This window comes from Variovorax davisae (assembly GCF_030316845.1).
Lineage (GTDB): Bacteria > Pseudomonadota > Gammaproteobacteria > Burkholderiales > Burkholderiaceae_C > Variovorax > Variovorax davisae.
This window is the reverse complement of record NZ_JASZYS010000007.1, coordinates 366,981-385,010: the sequence shown is the minus strand read 5'-3', so window position 1 is coordinate 385,010 and position 18,030 is coordinate 366,981. Positions and strand designations below refer to the sequence as shown.

At 70.5% G+C, this 18,030-nt stretch carries 18 protein-coding genes and 1 pseudogene; 12 read left to right on the top strand and 7 right to left on the bottom strand.

Going from position 1 to position 18,030, the window contains the following annotated elements:
- Window positions 1-452 (top strand): annotated as a pseudogene (locus QTI33_RS18865) (hypothetical protein); the annotation flags it as partial.
- 64 nt (window positions 453-516) lie between these two features.
- Here the strand turns inward: QTI33_RS18865 and QTI33_RS18860 are convergent.
- Complete coding sequence (locus tag QTI33_RS18860; protein WP_286507737.1) at window positions 517-717, bottom strand: hypothetical protein; 201 nt, start codon at window positions 715-717, stop codon at window positions 517-519.
- A 103-nt stretch (window positions 718-820) separates the two neighbouring features.
- Between QTI33_RS18860 and QTI33_RS18855 the strand changes: the two genes are divergently transcribed.
- Entirely contained in the window at window positions 821-1,492 is a 672-nt protein-coding gene (locus tag QTI33_RS18855; RefSeq protein WP_286507736.1) for a nitroreductase, read from the top strand.
- 4 nt (window positions 1,493-1,496) lie between these two features.
- Here the strand turns inward: QTI33_RS18855 and QTI33_RS18850 are convergent, their stop codons facing one another.
- A complete protein-coding gene (locus QTI33_RS18850) occupies window positions 1,497-2,333 on the bottom strand; it encodes a crotonase/enoyl-CoA hydratase family protein (RefSeq protein ID WP_286507735.1) in 837 nt (278 codons plus the stop codon).
- An 81-nt stretch (window positions 2,334-2,414) separates the two neighbouring features.
- Here QTI33_RS18850 and QTI33_RS18845 point away from each other — a divergent pair, with 81 nt between their 5' ends.
- From QTI33_RS18845 to QTI33_RS18835, 3 genes are read left to right on the top strand one after another with little or no spacing between them, the layout of a single operon-like run.
- Window positions 2,415-4,256, top strand: coding sequence for a PhoX family protein (locus tag QTI33_RS18845; RefSeq protein WP_286507734.1), 1,842 nt, complete (start codon window positions 2,415-2,417; stop codon window positions 4,254-4,256).
- A gap of 27 nt (window positions 4,257-4,283) precedes the next feature.
- Complete coding sequence (locus QTI33_RS18840) at window positions 4,284-4,682, top strand: DUF488 domain-containing protein (RefSeq protein WP_286507733.1); 399 nt, start codon at window positions 4,284-4,286, stop codon at window positions 4,680-4,682.
- A 4-nt stretch (window positions 4,683-4,686) separates the two neighbouring features.
- Complete coding sequence (locus tag QTI33_RS18835) at window positions 4,687-5,283, top strand: hypothetical protein (protein WP_286507732.1); 597 nt, start codon at window positions 4,687-4,689, stop codon at window positions 5,281-5,283.
- Here the strand turns inward: QTI33_RS18835 and QTI33_RS18830 are convergent.
- From QTI33_RS18830 to QTI33_RS18820, 3 genes are all read right to left on the bottom strand, one after another.
- Window positions 5,280-6,557 (bottom strand): EAL domain-containing response regulator, encoded by a 1,278-nt coding sequence (locus QTI33_RS18830; RefSeq protein WP_286507731.1) that lies wholly within the window; start codon window positions 6,555-6,557, stop codon window positions 5,280-5,282. The two genes, QTI33_RS18835 and QTI33_RS18830, sit on opposite strands and share 4 nt — an antisense overlap.
- Before the next feature lie 294 nt (window positions 6,558-6,851).
- Window positions 6,852-8,087: an aromatic ring-hydroxylating dioxygenase subunit alpha gene (locus tag QTI33_RS18825; RefSeq protein WP_286507730.1), complete on the bottom strand. Its 1,236-nt coding sequence runs from the start codon at window positions 8,085-8,087 to the stop codon at window positions 6,852-6,854.
- Window positions 8,084-9,109, bottom strand: coding sequence for a Bug family tripartite tricarboxylate transporter substrate binding protein (locus tag QTI33_RS18820; protein ID WP_286507729.1), 1,026 nt, complete (start codon window positions 9,107-9,109; stop codon window positions 8,084-8,086). The genes QTI33_RS18825 and QTI33_RS18820 overlap by 4 nt, the downstream gene beginning before the upstream one ends.
- Before the next feature lie 83 nt (window positions 9,110-9,192).
- Between QTI33_RS18820 and QTI33_RS18815 the strand changes: the two genes are divergently transcribed.
- Both QTI33_RS18815 and QTI33_RS18810 read left to right on the top strand, forming a co-directional pair.
- A complete protein-coding gene (locus tag QTI33_RS18815; RefSeq protein ID WP_286507728.1) occupies window positions 9,193-10,125 on the top strand; it encodes a LysR family transcriptional regulator in 933 nt (310 codons plus the stop codon).
- A gap of 3 nt (window positions 10,126-10,128) precedes the next feature.
- Window positions 10,129-11,157: a DUF1835 domain-containing protein gene (locus QTI33_RS18810; protein WP_286507727.1), complete on the top strand. Its 1,029-nt coding sequence runs from the start codon at window positions 10,129-10,131 to the stop codon at window positions 11,155-11,157.
- Window positions 11,158-11,163: 6 nt separating this feature from the next.
- On the opposite strand, the gene QTI33_RS18805 is transcribed toward QTI33_RS18810, so the two are convergent.
- A complete protein-coding gene (locus QTI33_RS18805; protein WP_286507726.1) occupies window positions 11,164-11,955 on the bottom strand; it encodes an IclR family transcriptional regulator in 792 nt (263 codons plus the stop codon).
- 92 nt (window positions 11,956-12,047) lie between these two features.
- On the opposite strand from QTI33_RS18805, the gene QTI33_RS18800 reads away from it, so the two are divergent.
- Genes QTI33_RS18800 through QTI33_RS18780 form a run of 5 tightly spaced genes read left to right on the top strand, consistent with a single transcriptional unit; the run spans window position 12,048 to window position 17,127 of the window.
- Window positions 12,048-12,902: an SDR family oxidoreductase gene (locus tag QTI33_RS18800; RefSeq protein WP_286507725.1), complete on the top strand. Its 855-nt coding sequence runs from the start codon at window positions 12,048-12,050 to the stop codon at window positions 12,900-12,902.
- Window positions 12,903-12,936: 34 nt separating this feature from the next.
- Window positions 12,937-14,268: a flavin-containing monooxygenase gene (locus tag QTI33_RS18795; protein ID WP_286507724.1), complete on the top strand. Its 1,332-nt coding sequence runs from the start codon at window positions 12,937-12,939 to the stop codon at window positions 14,266-14,268.
- Between the two features lie 11 nt (window positions 14,269-14,279).
- Window positions 14,280-15,200 carry a bile acid:sodium symporter family protein gene (locus QTI33_RS18790; protein WP_286507723.1) on the top strand — a complete coding sequence of 307 codons (921 nt, stop codon included), beginning with the start codon at window positions 14,280-14,282 and terminating at the stop codon, window positions 15,198-15,200.
- Window positions 15,201-15,205: 5 nt separating this feature from the next.
- Window positions 15,206-16,198: an SDR family oxidoreductase gene (locus tag QTI33_RS18785; protein ID WP_286507722.1), complete on the top strand. Its 993-nt coding sequence runs from the start codon at window positions 15,206-15,208 to the stop codon at window positions 16,196-16,198.
- Complete coding sequence (locus QTI33_RS18780) at window positions 16,195-17,127, top strand: EamA family transporter (protein ID WP_286507721.1); 933 nt, start codon at window positions 16,195-16,197, stop codon at window positions 17,125-17,127. The genes QTI33_RS18785 and QTI33_RS18780 overlap by 4 nt, the downstream gene beginning before the upstream one ends.
- Here the strand turns inward: QTI33_RS18780 and QTI33_RS18775 are convergent.
- Window positions 17,124-18,026 (bottom strand): SDR family oxidoreductase, encoded by a 903-nt coding sequence (locus QTI33_RS18775; protein ID WP_286507720.1) that lies wholly within the window; start codon window positions 18,024-18,026, stop codon window positions 17,124-17,126. The two genes, QTI33_RS18780 and QTI33_RS18775, sit on opposite strands and share 4 nt — an antisense overlap.
- Between the last annotated feature and the right edge of the window lie 4 nt (window positions 18,027-18,030).

Here is an 18,030-nt window from a genome sequence, read left to right as displayed (position 1 = left end):
CGAACGCCCTGACGGAGGTGGGCACGGTCACGGGCATCGGCCGCAATCCGACCTCGATCGCCAACTCCAAGGGCGAGCCGAGCGGCAACACGCAGACCCAGGTGCTGGTGAGCTCGCGCACCGATCGCAAGGTCTCGTGGGTGCGCTTCGCGGCCAACGGCAACAGCGGCAGCATCGTGCGCACCTTGCAGGACACACGCCTGGCCGACCCGATCGCGATCGAGGACGCGGACAACTTCGCCACCATGGGCTACGTGGTGAGCGTGGCCGACCATGCCGGCAAGGCGCTGCGCAACTACCGCTACGGTCCGGTCATCTTCACGGACGGCAAGGCCTGCCCGACCGCCAGCAGCTGCCCGGTGACGCCCACCGGCAGCGTGGCGATCGAGTACGGCGGCGCCATGGCCTTCGAGGGCAAGCCCTTCCAGGTGAAGACCAGCAACGTGCCCTGATCGGCAGACTCTGGCCCTCGGCCAATGCCACGAACGGCCCGCTTCCAGCGGGCCGTTTTTTTTGCTAGCGCATCGGAAAGCGCCTGAGCATGGTGCGGCCGAGCGAGGTGATCTCGTTGACCAGCGCCGGCGGCTGCGCATAGCCGTCCAGCGTGCGCATCGGCTTGGGAATCGTCGCCTTGACATGCCCGGCCAAGCTGAGCACGCGCAAGGCGTCGATCTCGGCGCCTCCAGCAACGGCGACGGGCAGATCTTCGGCTGCCAAACGATGAAGTAGGTACATGGCCACGGCCACAGTATGCCGCCTGCGTCCTGACCGGCGGCTCGAGGCTGCTTAAACTCGCCCGACCCACTTCAAGCACAGCCCCATGCAGATCCAGGAAGCCGTCAGCAGCCGCCAGTCGATCCGGGCCTTCCTGCCGACCCCGGTCGACGGCGACGCCATCCGCCGGGTGCTGACCCTGGCCGCGCGCGCGGCCTCGGGCGGCAACCTCCAGCCCTGGCACATCGACGTGCTGGCGGGCGACGCGCTGGCGGCGCTGCGGGCCACCATGCGCGAGCGGCTGGCCGGGGGCGGCGAGCCCGAGCCGACCGACTACGACATCTACCCCGCGGCGCTGCGTGCGCCCTGGCGCGACCGGCGCTTCCAGGTCGGCGAGGCGATGTACGCGCGCCTGGGCATTTCGCGCGAGGACAAGGCGGCGCGCCGCCGCTGGTTCTCCCGCAACTTCGATTTCTTCGGCGCCCCGATGGCGCTGTTCTGCTCGGTCGATCGCAGCATGGGCCCGCCGCAATGGTCGGACCTGGGCATGTACCTGCAGACCGTGATGCTGCTGCTGCGCGGCGAGGGCCTCGACAGCTGCGCCCAGGAGTGCTGGGCGATCTACCCGGCCACCGTGGCCGCCGCGATCGAACTGCCGCCTGAGCGCATGCTGTTCTGCGGCATGGCGATCGGCCACCGCGATCCGGCCCATGCCGTCAACGCCCTGGTGAGCGACCGAGCGCCTACGGACGAATGGCTTCGCTTCCGGGGCGCCTGAGCCTTCAGCGCGCCACCTGAACGTCCGTGAAACGCGGCGCGCGCCGCTCGACATTGGCGCGCACGGCCTCGGTCTGGTTGGCGCTGCCGATCAAGGCCTTCTGCTCGAGCGACTCGGCCAGCAGCAGTTCGGCCGCGCCGGCTGCCATCGCGGCATTGAGCAGCCGCTTGCCGGCCCGGATCGCGTCGGGGCTTTTTTGCGCGATGCCGTGCGCCATCGCCAGCGCCTCGGCCAGCGGATCGGCCGCCAGACGGGTCGCGAAGCCGAGCGCCAGCGCCTCCTCGCCGGAGAAGATGCGCCCGGTGAAGGTCAGCTCGCGCACCACGTCGTCGCGCGCCAGTTCGCGCATCAGGACGATGCCGCCCATGTCGGGCACCAGCCCCCACTTGATCTCCATCACCGACATCTTCGTGTCCGGCGTCACCAGCCGCACGTCGGCACCGAGCGCCACCTGGAGGCCGCCGCCGAAGGCCACGCCATGCACCGCGGCGATGACCGGCACCGGCACCTGGCGCCAGACCATCGCCACCTGCTGGGCCGCATTGGCGATGCCGTGGGTGCGCGCCATGATGTCGGCGCTGGCAGCGCCTTCGCCGATCACCGACGACGCGGCGCCCTCCCCCATGCGCTCGAACGACTTCATGTCGAGGCCGGCGCAGAAGGCCTTGCCGCGGCCGGCCAGCACCACCGCCCGCACGCCCGGCGCGTCGCGCAGTTGCTCGCCGGCCTCGATCAGGGCGTCGAACATGGCCGGGTCGAGCGCATTCATCTTGTCGGCGCGCGCCATGTGCAGCTCGACCACGCCGTCGGCGTGGCGGATGGATTCGATGCGATCGTTCACGGTGTCTCCTGGTGGTCGTTGGCTGCGAGTATCGATGCTCGGCGATGATGGCACTGTCGCCCAGCCAACAGAAATCCTGCCTTGCCATTCGCCCGCCGCCAGTTCCTTCGATCCGCCGCCGCCGCCGCGGTCGTCACCCTGATCGGCGAGGCGCGCGCCCGGCCCGCCGGCGCCGACCGGCTCGGCTTCGGCGCGGTGCCCGCCACGCTGCGCGACGCCGTCACGGTGCCGGCCGGCTACGAGGCGCAGGTGCTCTATCCCTGGGGCAGTCCGACCGGCATCGCCGGCGCGATGCCGGCCTTCGCGCCGGACGCCTCGAACAGTGCCGCCGAGCAGGCGCAGCAGGCCGGCATGCATCACGACGGCATGCATTTCCTGCCGCTCGACGGCAGCCCCGATCGCGGCCTGCTGGTGATGAATCACGAGTACACCGACGAGCAATTGCTCCATCCGGACGGCGCCAGCCCCATGACCGCCGAGAAGGCGCGCAAGTCCTTGCATGCGATGGGCGTGTCGGTGATCGAGATCGCGCTGACACCGGCCGGCTGGCGCCAGGTGCTGCCCTCGCGTTTCGCCCGGCGCATCCATGGCCGCACGCCGATGCGCATCTCGGGCCCGGCGAGCGGCAGCCCCCTGATGCGCACCGCCGGCGACCCGACGGGCGAGCGGGTCGCCGGGACCTTCGCCAATTGCGCGATGGGTGTCACGCCCTGGGGCACCTACCTGACGTGCGAAGAGAATTTCCAGGTCTACTTCGGCGCCCCGAAGCTGTCGCCGACGCCCGCGCAGCGCCGCTACGGACTGGGCGCCGGCGCCTGGGTCGACTACTGGCGCGTCGAAGAGCGCTTCGACCTCGCCAAGCACCCGAACGAATCGAACCGCTTCGGCTGGGTGGTCGAGATCGACCCCTTCGATCCAGCCTCCACGCCGGTCAAGCGCACGGCGCTCGGCCGCAAGCACCAGGAAAGCGCGACCTGCACGCTGACCCGCGATGGCCGGCTCGCGGTCTACATGGGGGACGACTCGAACTTCGAGTACCTCTACAAGTTCGTCAGCCGGGACAAGGTCCGGCCCGGCCAGGACGCGGCGGCACGCGCCGCCAACCGCGACCTGCTCGACGAGGGCACGCTGCACGTGGCGCGTTTCGGGGCCGACGGCCGCGGGCAATGGCTGGCACTGCGGCACGGCCACGGCGGCGTCGACGCCGCCAGCGGTTTCGCCAGCCAGGCCGAGGTGCTGGTCCATGCGCGGCAGGCGGCCGATATCGTGGGCGCGACCCGGATGGACCGGCCCGAATGGATCGCGGTCGATCCGGCGAGCGGCGCCGTCCATGTCGCGCTGACCCACAACGGCCTGCGCGGGCAGCCGGGCATGCCACCGGTCGACGCCGCCAACCCGCGAGCCGGCAACCTCTTCGGCGGCATCCTGCGCTGGCGCGAGGACGGCGGCGACGCTGCCGCCAGCGGCTTCGCCTGGGACCACTTCGTGCTGGCCGGCGACCCCGCGCAGCCGGAGGCCGGCGCCCGCTATCCCGACGCCGAGGCCGATGCCTTCGGCTGCCCCGACGGCCTGCATTTCGACAGCGGCGGCCTGCTCTGGATCCAGACCGACATGAGCGGCAGCGCCATCGGCAAGGGACCGATGGCCGCCCTGGGCAACAACCAGATGCTCTGCGCCGATCCGGCCAGCGGCCGCATCAAGCGCTTCCTGGTCGGCCCGGCCGGCTGCGAGATCACCGGCTGCGTGCTGACCCCGGACTGCCGCAGCCTGTTCGTCAACATCCAGCACCCGGGCGAAACCCGCGCCGACGGCAGCGGCACGCCGAACAGCGCCTGGCCCGACGGCATCCTGCCCGGCAGCGCGCGGCCGCGCTCGGCCACCGTGGTCGTGCGACGGCGCGATGGCGGTATCGTCGGCACCTGACACAACGACAAGGAGAGGAACAGCACCATGGCCATTCGCATCGTTCGCCTCGGCAGCGACCGCGCACCCGGTGAGGGCCTGCGCGTCGGCACCGTGCGCCGGCCGCCGCGCGGTGTCCCCAAGGCCGAATTCGCGTCGCAGAACTGGTACGACGTCTGGTACCCGAACCTGGCGCCTTCGGTCGAGACGATGAAGCAGGCCCAGGCCGCCCAGGCCTCGGGCGTGCCCGCGCAGTGGGCCGCCTTCGGGCGCAAGTACAAGAGCGAGATGGCCGCGCCGGACGCCAGCCGCAGCCTGGACCTGCTGGCGGCGCTGTCGCACCGCACGGCGCTGTCGATCGGCTGCTACTGCGAGGACGAAGCGCGCTGCCATCGGTCCTTCCTGCGGGCGTTGCTGGTGGAACGCGGGGCGGATGTGGCGGATTGAGGGCGTGAAGAAGTCGAAAGAAGCCGACAAGGCAAGCCTCCACGCGACCCCGGCCTGGCGCACCGACCTCGCGATCACCGCGGCGCTGGCCGCCATTTTCCTGGCCTGCGTCGTCGTGTTTCGAATGCCCGACGACGACCGGATGCGGGTCTCGAACCCCCAGTCCATCCGCGACCTGAGCACCCACATCGGGCGGGTGGAGGGGCTGGCCGAGGACACGCTGGAGATCGTGCTGGACCAGCCCACGCCGACCTACGATGCCAGCGCCCTCACCGACCTGGCCAAGAGCGCGCTGGTGATTTCCCGCGGCTTGCAGATGTATTTTTCCGAAGAGCGAGGCACGACCATCCGCTTCGTGGCCAGGATGCCGGCGACGGGCATCGAGCGCTTCGTGACCAGCGAGCGCGTGCTGGCCGTGGAATTCTGGCGCAGCGACCTCATGGGCCTCGACTACGACGGCGAGTTCCAGTTCCAGGACCTGCTCAACATCTCGAAAGGCGTGGTCTACGACCAGGCCACGGACAGGCGCTACGTGGAAGCCTTCTGCGCCGACCCGATCGCCACGGCCGCGGCGGCGTTCTGCCAGCGCGAACGCCGCTAACCCGAGTTCGCGACCAGCGCCGGCCGCCGGGCCATCCACGCCGACAGCCATTCGACGACCTGTTCCGCAGGCATCGGACGGGCGATGAAATACCCCTGAGCCAGGTCGCAGCCCACCTCCTGGAGCAGCCGCCAGTCGTCCTGCGTCTCGACGCCTTCGGCCACCGACTGCATCCCGAGCCGCCTGGCCATCTCGATGCTTCCTTCCAGGATGGGGCGGATGACCGCGTTGGTGCGGGCGCCGCGCACGAAGCCGCGGTCGACCTTCAGCTCGGTGAACGGGATGTCGCGCAGCTGCGCCAGCGACGAGTGGCCGGTGCCGAAGTCGTCGATCGACAGCCCGAAGCGCTGCACGCGCAGCCGCACCAGATTTTCGAGCGGGGTGGTCGACGACTCGCCCAGCCGGCTCTCGGTGACCTCCAGGATCAGGTCCCTGGGCTGCATGCCCATCTCCTTGACGATCGCGCTCGTCCGGTTGGCGAAGTCGGGCGCGTCCAGGCTGGCCATCGACACGTTCACCGCCACCCGCGTGTCGAGGCCGGCGCCGCGCCAGCGGGCGATCTGCGCCAGGCCCTCGCGCAGGGCCCACTCGGTCATCGGGTCGATCAGCCCGCAGGCCTCGGCCAGAGCGATGAAGCGGTCCGGCATCACCAGGCCCTGCTCGGGGTGCTGCCAGCGGATCAGCGCCTCCAGGCTCGCCAGCGATCCGTTGCCGAGGTCCACCTTGGGCTGGTAGTGCAGCACCCATTCGCCCAGCCGGTGCGCCGTTCGCAGTTCCTCCTCGGTGAAGGGCGGCCGCACCTTCGGCGCGGGGCGCGAAGCGGCGCGGGAGGTCCAGTCATCGAGCAGCCCGCGCAGCCCCTCGCGGCTGGCCGGCTTCTCGAGCGCCCCGAGCAGGACCAGCTGCCCCCGGCCCAGCAGGCGCTGCACGGTCTGCAGCACGCGGGCCCCTTCGCCGCTCAGCAGGATCACGCCGCCGCCGAAGCCTTGCCGGTCGAGGATGCGGAGCAACTCGATGCCATCCATGCCGGGCATGTTCAAGTCGCAGATGAGCACATCCACCGCGGCCGGGTCGGGGCGCATCAGGGCCAGGGCGGCCTCGGCGCTGCGCGCGGTGCCGACCCGCCGGTACCCCATGCCGGACAGCAGGCGGGCCTGGGTGGCGAGCATCAGCGGATGGTCGTCGACCAGCAGGATGCCCGGCTGCCCGGCATCGAACTCGCCGGTGCCGAGTCGGCAAGGCAGGGCATCGCCGGGGGCGCAAGAATCAGTCATGACCGCCGAGGCTACTGCAAGCGCCCCCAAGCAAAAAGGCCTCGTACGAGGAAGTACGAGGCCTGAAGCCGCTGCCAGGACGGCAGCGGAGGAGACATGCGGCGGGGGTCAGTTCGATTCGTCGACCGCCTTCGACGTCCGGACGCCGTGAACAACCAGGGCACCGGCTGCGGCGAGAACGAACAGGAGAGTCAACATACAGGCATTCCAGGGGTCATGAGGCCTTGATTTTCGGGTAAACCCTAGGCCTTTGCCGCAGACCTCCTTCATAACCCCATTGCCATCAGGCGCTGCTCATTCGCGCAGCAGGAAGTTGCCGGCGTCGAAATGCACCGGCGCCGCGGCCGGGTCGAAGCTGACGCCGGCCGGGTCCAGGCCTTGCGCCAGGCCGTCGATCTGGCGCCGCAGCAGCCGCCGCAGCATGACGATGCCGCGGTCGGACGACGCCAGGTGCTCCTCGGAATGGGCGGTGATCGCGCCCTGGCTCACCTGCGCTTCGTAGTCGCCCGGGAAAGCGCGGTGCTCGGCCTCGTCGAGTTCCTCCCACAACCGGCCGTTGAGCCGCGAACGCACGCTCGCCAGCTCGCCAGGCCGCCTGACCCGGCCCGCCGTGTAGATGCGAAAGCTGTGGTCGTCGATCGGCAGCACCCAGCCGATCGATTCGACCCGGCCGTAGGCCGCGACGCGCGGGTTGGGCACCACGCGCAAGGTCGGCAGCATCGCGCCGGTGACGCGCCTGAAGGTGTTGCCGTCCTCCAGCTTGCGGATCGAGGTGATCAGCACGCCGGTGTCGGTGGACTCGAAGCTCACCTGGGGCATCAGGCCCATCTGCGCCACGAACTGCATGCCGCTGAAGCTGCCGTGCAGCACCGGCACGTGGAAGGGATCGGCCACGTTCTCGTAGTGCTGCAGCCAGTTGCACGGCACGATCTGCGGACCGCCGCCGCCGATGCTCTGGTCGTTGGCCTCGATGAACTCGCCCGCGTCGAGCTGCTCGAGGCACTCGTAGCGCGGCAGCACGGGCTTCTTCTCGGCCGGACCCAGGTAGGCCCAGACCATGCCGTAGAGCTCCTCGACCGGATACCAGGGCTGGCGGACCCGGCCCCGGCTGCGCGCGCCGTTGTCCGGCTCGCAGGGCTGGTCCACGCAATGGCCCTGCACATCGAACAGCCAGCCGTGGTAGCAGCAGCGGATCCCGCCCTCCTCGACCCGCCCGTAGTACAGCGAGGCGCCGCGGTGCGCGCAGCGCGGATGCACCAGGCCCGGACGGCCGGTCTGGTCGCGGAACAGGATCAGATCCTCGCCGAGCACGCGCACGCGCCGCGGCGTGTCGCCGGCATCGGCCGCCAGGCCGATCGGGTGCCAGTAGCGGCGCAGCAGCTCGCCCATCGGCGTGCCGGCGCCGACCTCGGTCAGCTCGCGCTTGTGGCTTGGCGGCTTGCGGCCGTAGGCGGTGCCGGTGTCGAAGGCGACGGGCTGCCATTCGCCGTCGGCCTGGGCGCCGGCGGCGGGGGATGCGTGGGTGTTCATTCGGGGGTCACTCCTGCGGCCTTGATCAGTGCCGCGACGCGTGGAAAGTCGGCCTTGTAGTTGGCAAGGAACTCGGCCGGCGTGTTGCCGAGCGCCTCGAAGCCGAAGGCCGCCAGGCGTTCCTGGACCTCGGGCATGCGGGTGATCTCCTGCAGCGCCGCGGCCCACTCGTCGACGATCGGCTGCGGCGTGCGCCCCGGGGCGTAGACGCCGATCCAGCTGTCGAGATCGAAGCCCTTGAAGCCCTGCTCGGTGAAAGTCGGCACCTCGGGCATCGAGCGGATCCGCCGCGATCCCGTGATGCCCAGCACCTTGATCTTGCCGGCCTGCGCCAGGCCGCGCGCGGTCGACGGATTGGCCCAGGCGATGTCCAGCGACTCGCCGAACATGTCGTTGTGCGCCGCGGCCTCGGCCTTGTACGGCACATGGACCAGGCCCAGGTTGTTCTCGCTGTTGAGCAGCTCGCCGAACAGGTGCGCCGTCGAGCCAGTGCCCCAGGTGCCGTAGGTGATGCCCTTGTGCGTCTTCGCATGGGCCACGAACTCCTTGAGGTTGGCGTAGGGCGCCGAGGCGCGAACGATCAGCATCGGGCCGCCGGTGGCGAGCTGGGACAGCGGCTGGAAGTCCTTCAGCGGGTCGTAGGGCAGCCTGGTCTGGAGGATGACGTTGTTGATGTGCGTGAGCGACAAGGTCATCAGCACCGTGTAGCCGTCGGGCGGCGCCTTGGCCACCGCATCGGCCGCGATGGTGCCGCTGGCCCCGGGCCTGGCGTCGACGATCACGGGCTGTCCCCAGCGCTGCTTGAGCTTCTCGGCGTAGACGCGGGCGATGACGTCGATCGGCCCGCCGCCGGAGCCGAAGGGAATGATCTTCATGGCGCGGCTCGGAAAGCCCTGGGCCTGCTGCGCCAGCGCCCGCGGCGCGACGCCCGCCAGGACCAGCGCTGCTAGAGTGGCTGTCGCCGCGCCGAGCACCCGGCGGCGGGACTCGGGCGCGCAAGCCCGCGGATCGGACGGATTCATCGTGTCTCCTTGTCGTTGTGTGTCGAGGGGCGACCCTACGTGCCGCCGGGGCGCCGCGCAATTCAAAGCTTTTGATATGAGATATGGCCACCCGTGATATCCGCAGCCTCGACGTCGGCATGCTCAGGACCTTCGATGCGCTGATGCGCGAGGGCAGCGTCTCGCGGGCCGCCAGGCGGCTGTTCCTGACCCAGCCGGCGGTGAGCGCGTCGCTCGGCCGGCTGCGCGACACCTTCGGCGACCCGCTGTTCACGCGGACCGCGCACGGCGTGCTGCCGACCTTGCGCGCCCGGCAGCTCGCGCCCCAGGTCGAGCGGCTGCTGGGCGACCTGTCCCAGCTGCTCGAACCGGAGGGCGCCTTCGATCCCGCGAGCTCGCAGCGCATCTTCCGCATCTTCGGCGGCGAGAACGCGAGCCACGTCATGCTGCCCCCGCTGGTCGACGAACTCGTGCGCATCGGGTCGGGCATTCGCGTGTTCTGGGAGACCAGTTCGTTCCTGACGGTGGCGGAGCGCCTGCACAAGGGCGAGTTCGACATCGCGCTGATTCCACGGCAGCAGCCGCCCGACGACTGCGAATCGGAGCCGGTCTACGACGACCATCATGTGTTCGTGGCGCGGATCGGCCATCCGGCGTTCGCGCACGGCGTGACGCTCGACAGCTTCTGTGCCGCGCCGCACGTCTTCCTGGGCTACGGAAGCTCGGCGCTCGACGATCAGATCGATGCGATCCTGCGCGGGCTGGCGCGCGAGCGCAGCACGCGCGTTGCCATGACGAGCCTGGCCCAGATCGCCGACCTGCTGGCCCAGAGCGACCACGTGGCCGTGATGCCGTACCGGGTGGCGCACCGCTTCGGCCATGTGCTGAAGATCATGCCGCTGCCGTTCGCCCTGCCCCCCTACCGGCTGCTGGCCTGCTGGAACAAGCGGGCCGACGCGGATGCGGGCGTCCAGTGGATCAAGGAACGGCTGCTGCGCTTCGGCCAGGCGGCGACGGCGCCGCCGCCCCTGCCCTGACACATGCAAAACGACCATCGCGCCTCGGCCTCCAGCGGCCGGATCGACCTCGAGAACGACGAGGCCGCCACGCAGCACTGGCGCTGCGGCAATGACATTGCCCACGCCCTGCAGCGGGCCGGCTTCCGGGGCGCGTTCCACATGTTCGCCGACCCTTTGTGCATGGGGCCGGTGCCGGACTTGCCGGCCCCTGCCTTCGTCGAGCTCCGCAGCGCGTTCGTGAGCGATGCCTTCGGCCTGCCGATCGACGAGGCCCGGCGCCGCATGCGGGCCGAATATGGCGCTCTGGCGCGCCTGCCGGCGGCGAAGCACGCCGTGCTCTGGTGCGATGCGGACGCCTACGACCAGCTGTTCCTGATCGCCGTGCTGGCCGGGCTGGAGACGCCGCCCGAGACGCTGGAGCTGATCGAGGTCGACCGGATGCCCGGTGTCGAACGCTTCATCGGGATCGGCCAGCTGGCGCCGGATCTGCTCGCCTCGCTCTGGCCGCGGCGCCGCCCGCTGGGGGCCGATGCGCTGGCACTGGCGCGCGCCGCCTGGAAGGCCTACCGCGCGCCCTCGCCGCAAACCTGGGCCGATATCGCGCACGCCGAAACGCCCCCGCTCCCGTTGCTCGCGCCCGCCTTGCGCCGGCAGTTGCAGGAGCTGCCGGCGCTGCGCGACGGGCTGTCGCTGAGCGAACGGCTGGTGCTGCAGATCGTCGGCGAGTTCGACCGGCCTGCGTTCGGCCAGGTGTTCGCCGATTCGCACGGCCGCCGCGAACCGCTGCCCTTCCTCGGCGACATGATGTTCCATGCGCTGGTGCGCCCCCTGATCGACGCGCCCGAGCCCTTGTTGCGCGAGTTCGATGTCGAACTGGACTGGCCCGAGCGGCCGCTCGAACTGACCGCCCTCGGCCGGCGGGTCCTGGCCGGGGAAGCCTACTGGCTCGACCACGCCCGCAGCGGCCGCTGGATCGGCGGCGTGCACGTCGAGCCGGGCCGTCCCCACTGGGCGCTCGACGAGCGGCTGCGGCCGGCCTGGCGCCAATAGCCGGCCTCAGCGCATCGCCCGCGCGATCCCCTGCGCCGCCGTGCGCAGCGTCTCCAGCTGCTGCAGCGCCGCCGACAGCGGCATGCGCACCGCCGGTGCCTGCAGCGCCACGGCGCAACGCACCGGGCCGTGCGGGTCGTCGCGCACCGGCACCGCGACGCACACCAGCCCGTCGATGAACTCTTCCGCGTCGACCGAATGGCCTTCGCGCCGGATCCGGTCGAGCTCGCCTTCGAGCGCCTCGCGCGAGCGCAGGGTATGGGCGGTGTAGCGCTGGTACTGGAGCCCGTCGAGCAGGCGCTCGCGCTGGGCCTTCGGCAGATGGGCCAGGAACAGCTTGCCGCTGGCCGAGCAGTGCAGCGGCACGCGCGAACCGGGCCCGAGCTCGAGCCGCAGCGGGAACGCGGTCTCGACGCGGTCGAGGTAGATCACCTCGGCGCCCGACAGCGCCGTCAGGTTGCAGGTCTCGCCCACGTCGGCCACCAGCTGGCGCAGCACCGCGTGCCGCACGCCGGTCGAACTGCTGCTGCGAAGCACGGTCTCGGCGAAGCGCATCAGGCGCGGCGTGATCGCATAGCGGCGGCCGTCGCCGCCGCGCGCCAGCAGGCCGCCGGCCTCCAACTGCTGCAGCATCCGGTGCACCGAGGGCTTGGGCTGGCCGCTCAGACGCACGACGTCGACCAGGGTCTGCGGCTCGGGCGCGGAGCACACCAGCTCCAGCAGCTGGAGCAGGCGAAGCCCGGGCGTGGCCGCCTGCTCGGCCTCGTCGGGCACGGGCGAAGAATCGGGAGAACTCATCTGAAATCTCGAAAACCGAGACTAATTAAAGAATAATTCCGAGATTTTGCAGCAAATTCGCTAAAGTACCCAGCAGTGACATTCTAAATCCAATGCATTTTCCCCTGGACAACCTGGTCATCACCGGCGCCTGCGGCGGCCTGGGCCGCGCCTTGGCGGCCGAGGCCCTGGGCCGTGGCGCCCGGGTCGCACTGGTCGGGCTCGACCGCGCGACGCTCGAGGCGCTGGCCGCCACGGCCCCGGGTCGCTGCGCGGTCTACACCCCCGACGTCAGCGACAGCGTCGCGATGCAGGCGGTGGCCGAGGACTGGACCCGCCGCTTCGGCGTCCCCGACGCCGTGATCGCCAACGCCGGCGTGGCCGGCGGCTTCGACACCGCGCAGGCCTCGGACCTGGCGGTGTTCCGCCGCATCCTCGAGATCAACCTGCTGGGCGTCGCCACCACCTTCCAGCCCTTCGTGGCGCCGATGCGCGCGCGCGGCCACGGCACGCTGGCCGGCATCGCCAGCCTGGCGGGCCGCCGCGGCCTGCCCGGCAACGGCGCCTATTGCGCCAGCAAGGGCGGGCTGATCCGCTACCTGGAGAGCCTGCGTGCCGAGCTGCGCGCGAGCGGCCTGCGGGTCTGCACCGTGAGCCCGGGCTACCTGCGCACCGCGCTGACGGCCGGCAACCGTTTCGCGATGCCGGGGCTGATGGCGCCCGAGGCCGCGGCCCGCGCGATCCTGCGCGCGCTCGGCCAAGGGCAGGCGCAGCTGGTGCTGCCGCGCCGCCTGGGCTGGCTCTCGAATGCGCTCGGCCTGCTGCCCGATGCATGGCACGATGCGCTGCTGCTGCGCCAGCCGCGCAAGCCGCGCGCCGGCGAGCCGGGCGCCACGCCGATTCCGGGCTTGCCCGCCAACGCAGCGCCGCGCGCGCCCGCATCCCCCACCGAACCCGGCGCGCGCTGAGCGCCTGTTTGCCATTTCGCCGGAGTCTTCTTTCGTGAGCCAACCTGTGTCCGCACCCGTGCCCTCGCACCAGCAAATCGCCCTGATCGGCGCCGGCCCCTCGGGGCTGGCGGGCGCCCGCAACCTGCAGAAGCTGGGCATTCCCTTCCAGGGCTTCGAGGCCTACGACGACGTCGGCGGGCTCTGGAACATCGGCAATCCGCGCAGCACGGTCTACCAGTCGGCCCACCTGATCTCGTCCAAGCGCACCACCGAGTTCGCCGAGTTCCCAATGGCCGACAGCGTGGCCGACTACCCGAGCCATACCGAACTGAGCCGCTACTTCAGCGACTTCGCGGACCATTTCGACCTGCGCCGCCACTTTCGCTTCGGCACCCGCGTGATCCGCGTCGAGCCGGTGACCGAGAGCGCCTCGACGCGCTGGCGCGTGAGCGTGGACGCCGGCGGCGGCCGCATCGAGAGCGCCGAGTACAAGGGCGTGATCATCGCCAACGGCACGCTGTCCGAACCGAGCATGCCGCGCTTCGAGGGCCGCTTCGACGGCGAGCTGCTGCACACCTCGGCCTACAAGCATGCGCGGCTGTTCGAGGGCAAGCGCGTGCTGGTGGTGGGCGCCGGCAACAGCGGCTGCGACATCGCGGTCGATGCGGTGCACTACGCGAAGAGCGTCGACCTCTCGGTGCGGCGCGGCTACTACTTCGTGCCCAAGTACATCTTCGGCAAGCCGGCCGACACGCTCGGCGGCAAGCGGCCGCTGCCGGCCTGGATCAAGCAGCGGCTCGACGCCAAGGTGCTCCAGTGGTTCACCGGCGACCCGGTGCGCTTCGGTTTCCCGAAGCCCGACTACCGCATGTACGAGTCGCACCCGGTGGTGAACTCGCTGGTGCTGCACCACATCGGCCACGGCGACATCGGCGTGCGCGCCGACATCGCCCGGCTCGACGGCCACACGGTGCACTTCAAGGACGGCAGCGCGCGCGACTACGACCTGATCCTGTGCGCCACCGGCTACAAGCTGCACTACCCCTTCATCGACCGCACCTGGCTCAACTGGCAGGGCATGGCGCCCAAGCTCTACCTCAACATCTTCGCGCCGGGCTTCGACAACCTGGCGGTGCTCGGCATGATCGAGGCCAGCGGCATCGGCTGGCAGGGCCGCTACGAGCAGGCCGAACTGGTGGCGCGCTACTTCAAGGCCCAGTCCGAAGGCCGGCCGCAGGCGGCCGCGATGAAGCAGGCCAAGGCCGGCCCGACGCCCGATCTCTCGGGCGGCTACAGCTACCTGAAGCTCGAGCGCATGGCCTACTACGTCAACAAGGATGCCTATCGCCGCGCCGTGCGTGAAGCCGCCGCGACCCTGGCCTGAGAAAGCCGAACATGCTGCCTGTCGACGAAGTCCGCCTCAACTTCAATCCGGCCTCGCTGATCGCGCTCAACGCGGTGCTCGGCTTCCTGATGTTCGGCATCGCGCTGGACACCCGCATCGCCGACTTCAAGCGCGTGGCACGGATGCCGGTGGCGATGGCGGTCGGCATCGCGGCCCAGTTCATCGTGCTGCCGGCGGTCACTTTCTGCCTCACGCTGCTGCTCAATCCGGCGCCCAGCATCGCGCTGGGCATGATCCTGGTGGCCTGCTGCCCGCCGGGCAACGTGTCGAACATCCTGACCCATCGCGCCGGCGGCAACGTGGCACTGTCGGTGTCGATGACCGCGATCTCGAACCTGATCTCGATCGTCGTGATGCCGCTCAACTTCGCCTTCTGGGGCGGGCTGCACCCGAGCGCGTCGGCGCTGCTCAAGACCATCGCGCTCGATCCGGCCGAGATGGTGCTGCACATCGTCGCCATCATCGGCGCGCCCTTCGTCATCGGCCTGGCCTGTTCGCACTGGCTGCCGCGGCTGACCGAGCGCATCAAGAAGCCGGCGCGCATCCTCAGCTTCGTCTGCCTGATCGGCTTCATCCTGGCAGCGATCGCCGGCAACTGGCGCTACTTCCTCGACTACGTGAGCCTGGTGCTGCTGGCGGTGGTGCTGCACGACGCGCTGGCCTTCGCCACCGGCTATGCCTGCGCCACGGCCACCGGGCTGGCGGAGTACGACCGCCGCGCGGTCAGCTTCGAAGTGGGCATCCGCAACGCGGGGCTCGGGCTGGTGCTGATCTTCAGTTTCTTCGGCGGCCTCGGCGGCATGGCGGTGGTCGCCGGCGTCTGGGGTTTCTGGGACATCGTCGCGGGCCTCGGGCTTGCCGCCTGGTGGGCGCGCCGCCCCCTGACTTCACCGGCCGCCCGTTCGGCCTGATTCCCATGGATGCAGTTCTGCCCATCGCGGCGCGGCGGGTGCTCGTCACCGGCGCCGACGGTTTTCTCGGCCGCACGGTGGTGGCCGCCCTCGCCGCCCTGCCCGACATCGACGGCGTGGTCGCCCTCGACGTGCGCGAGGTGCCGCCGATGCGGCGCGTGCCCGGCGTCACCTATGCCGTGCAGGACGTGCGCGGCGCCGAGCTCGGCGCCATGCTGAAGCAGCACGCGATCGACGCCGTGGTGCACCTGGCCTCGATCGTCACGCCCGGCCCGGGCAGCACGCGCGAGTTCGAGTATTCGGTCGACGTGCTCGGCACCCGCAACGTGCTCGAGCATTGCGTCGCCCAAGGCGTGCGCCACATCGTGGTGTCGTCCAGCGGCGCCGCCTACGGCTACCACGCCGACAACCCGGCCTGGATCGACGAGGACGACGCCCTGCGCGGCAACGCCGCCTTTGCCTACTCGGACCACAAGCGGCTGGTCGAGGAGATGCTGGCCGCCTGGCGCATCGACCATCCGGCGCTGCAGCAGACGGTGCTGCGCATCGGCACCATCCTGGGCACGCAAGTGCACAACCAGATCACGGCCCTGTTCGACAAGCCGCGCATCCTCGCGATCCGCGGCAGCGACAGCCCCTTCGTCTTCATCTGGGACGAGGACGTGACCGGCTGCGTGGTGCACGCGATCACCTCCGGGCGCACCGGCTGCTTCAACGTGGCGGGCGACGGCGCACTGACCCTGCCGCAGATCGCCGCGCTGCTGCGCAAGCCGCTGCTGTCTTTGCCGGCTTCCCTGCTCAAGCTCGCGCTGACCGTAGGCTCGCGGCTCGGCATCAGCCGCTACGGGCCCGAGCAGCTCGATTTCCTGCGCTACCGCCCGGTACTGTGCAACAAGCGGCTCAAGACCGAGTTCGGCTACGTGCCGAAGAAGACCAGCCTGGAGGCCTTCATGGCGTTCAAGGCCGCGCGCGCTGCGCGCAGCGCCACCGCACCATGAACGGCTCCCCGGCCCTCAGCCGCGGCGACCTCGCGCGCGCCCTGTGCGTGGTGCTGATCTGGGGCCTGAACTTCGTCGTCATGAAGCTCGGGCTGCAGGGCCTCGGCCCGATGCTGCTGGGGGCGCTGCGCTTCGCCGCCGCATCGCTGCCGCTGCTGCTGTTCGTGGCCCGGCCGGCGCTGCCCTGGCGCTATCTCGCGGCCTACGGGCTGGCGCAGGGCGTGGGCCAGTTCGGCCTGCTGTTCCTCGGCCTCCAGCTCGGCATGACCGCGGGCATGGCCTCGGTCGTGATGCAGACCCAGGCCTTCTTCACGCTGCTGCTGGCCGGCCCGCTGCTCGGCGAACGCGCCCGGCGCGACCAGTGGCTCGGCCTCGCGGTGGCGCTCGCGGGCCTGCTGGTGATCGCCACCGCGCATGGTGACGGCCCCGGTCAGATGACCCTGATCGGCTTCATCCTCACGCTGTCGGCCGCGTTCATGTGGGCCGCCTCCAACGTCGTGGTGCGCTTCGCGGTGCGGACGGTGCCGGGCTACGACCCCTTCGGCTTCATCGTCTGGAGCAGCCTGGTGCCGGTGCTGCCCTTCCTGCTGCTCGCGCTGACGATGGACGGCGCCGCGCAGGTGCTGCGCCAAGTCGGCGGGCTGGACCTGCGGGCGCTGCTGGCGGTGCTGTTCCTGGCCTGGTTCGCCACCTTGCTCGCCTACACGCTCTGGACCCGGCTGCTGCAGCGCCACCCAGCCGGCCGGGTGGTGCCGTTCTCGCTGCTGGTGCCGGTGGTCGGCCTGGCGGCCGCGGCGCTGGCTTTCGGCGAACGCCCGAGCCCGGCGCAATGGTTCGGTACCGCCGCGGTGCTGGCGGGGCTGGTGATCAACCAGGACATGGCGGGACGGCTGCGGGGCTGGTGGAAGCGCCGACTGACCAGCGTCTAGCGTTGCGCCTTGTCCTTCTGGTTCTGGGCCTCGATGCGTTCGCGCGCGGCCAGCCAGTCGGCATCGCTCCACTGCCGCAGTTCGTAGAAGTTGCCGCCGGTGGCCAGCGCGCTGCCGCCGTCCATCATGATGCTCTGCCCCGTGAGCCAGTCGCACTGGCCGCGTGCCATCAGGAAGGCCGCGAGGTTCTGCAGCTCGCTCATCATCCCGGTGCGCGCCATCGGGTTGAGGGCCTTGCTGCGGGCGCCGGGCTCCTCGCCGGGGTTGAGCCGCTTGCTCATGCCCTCGGTCGGGATCTCGCCCGGGCCGACCGCGTTGAGGCGGATGCCGTAGCGCGCCCACTCGACCGCCAGCGACTTGGTCATCACCTCGATGCCGGCCTTGCTCATCGCCGACGGCACCACGTAGGGGCTGCCGTTGTCGACCCAGGTCACGATGATGCTCATGACGCTGCGGTACGGATCGCCGGCCTTCCACTTGCCCTGCTTGGCCTCGGCCACCCAGCGCTTGCCCACGGCCTGCGTGACATAGAAGCTGCCGTGGAAGACGATGTTGGCGACCGCGTCGAAGGCGCGCGGCGACAGCGCTTCGGTCGGCGAGACGAAGTTGCCGGCCGCGTTGTTGACCAGCCCCGTCAGCCCGCCCGAATGCCAGAGGCTTTCGACCATCTCGTCGACCGCCTGTGCATTGCGGATGTCGACGCCGAAGGTGTCGATGCGGCGTTCCGGAAACCGGCCGCGCCACTGGGCCGCCGTCTCTTCGCAGACGCTTTGCCGACGGCCGCAGATCGCCACGTCGGCGCCCAGGGCAAGGAATCGCTCGGCCATCGAACGGCCGAGGCCGGTGCCGCCGCCGGTCACGAGGATGCGCTGGCCGGCCATGAGATCGTTCTGGAACATGTGG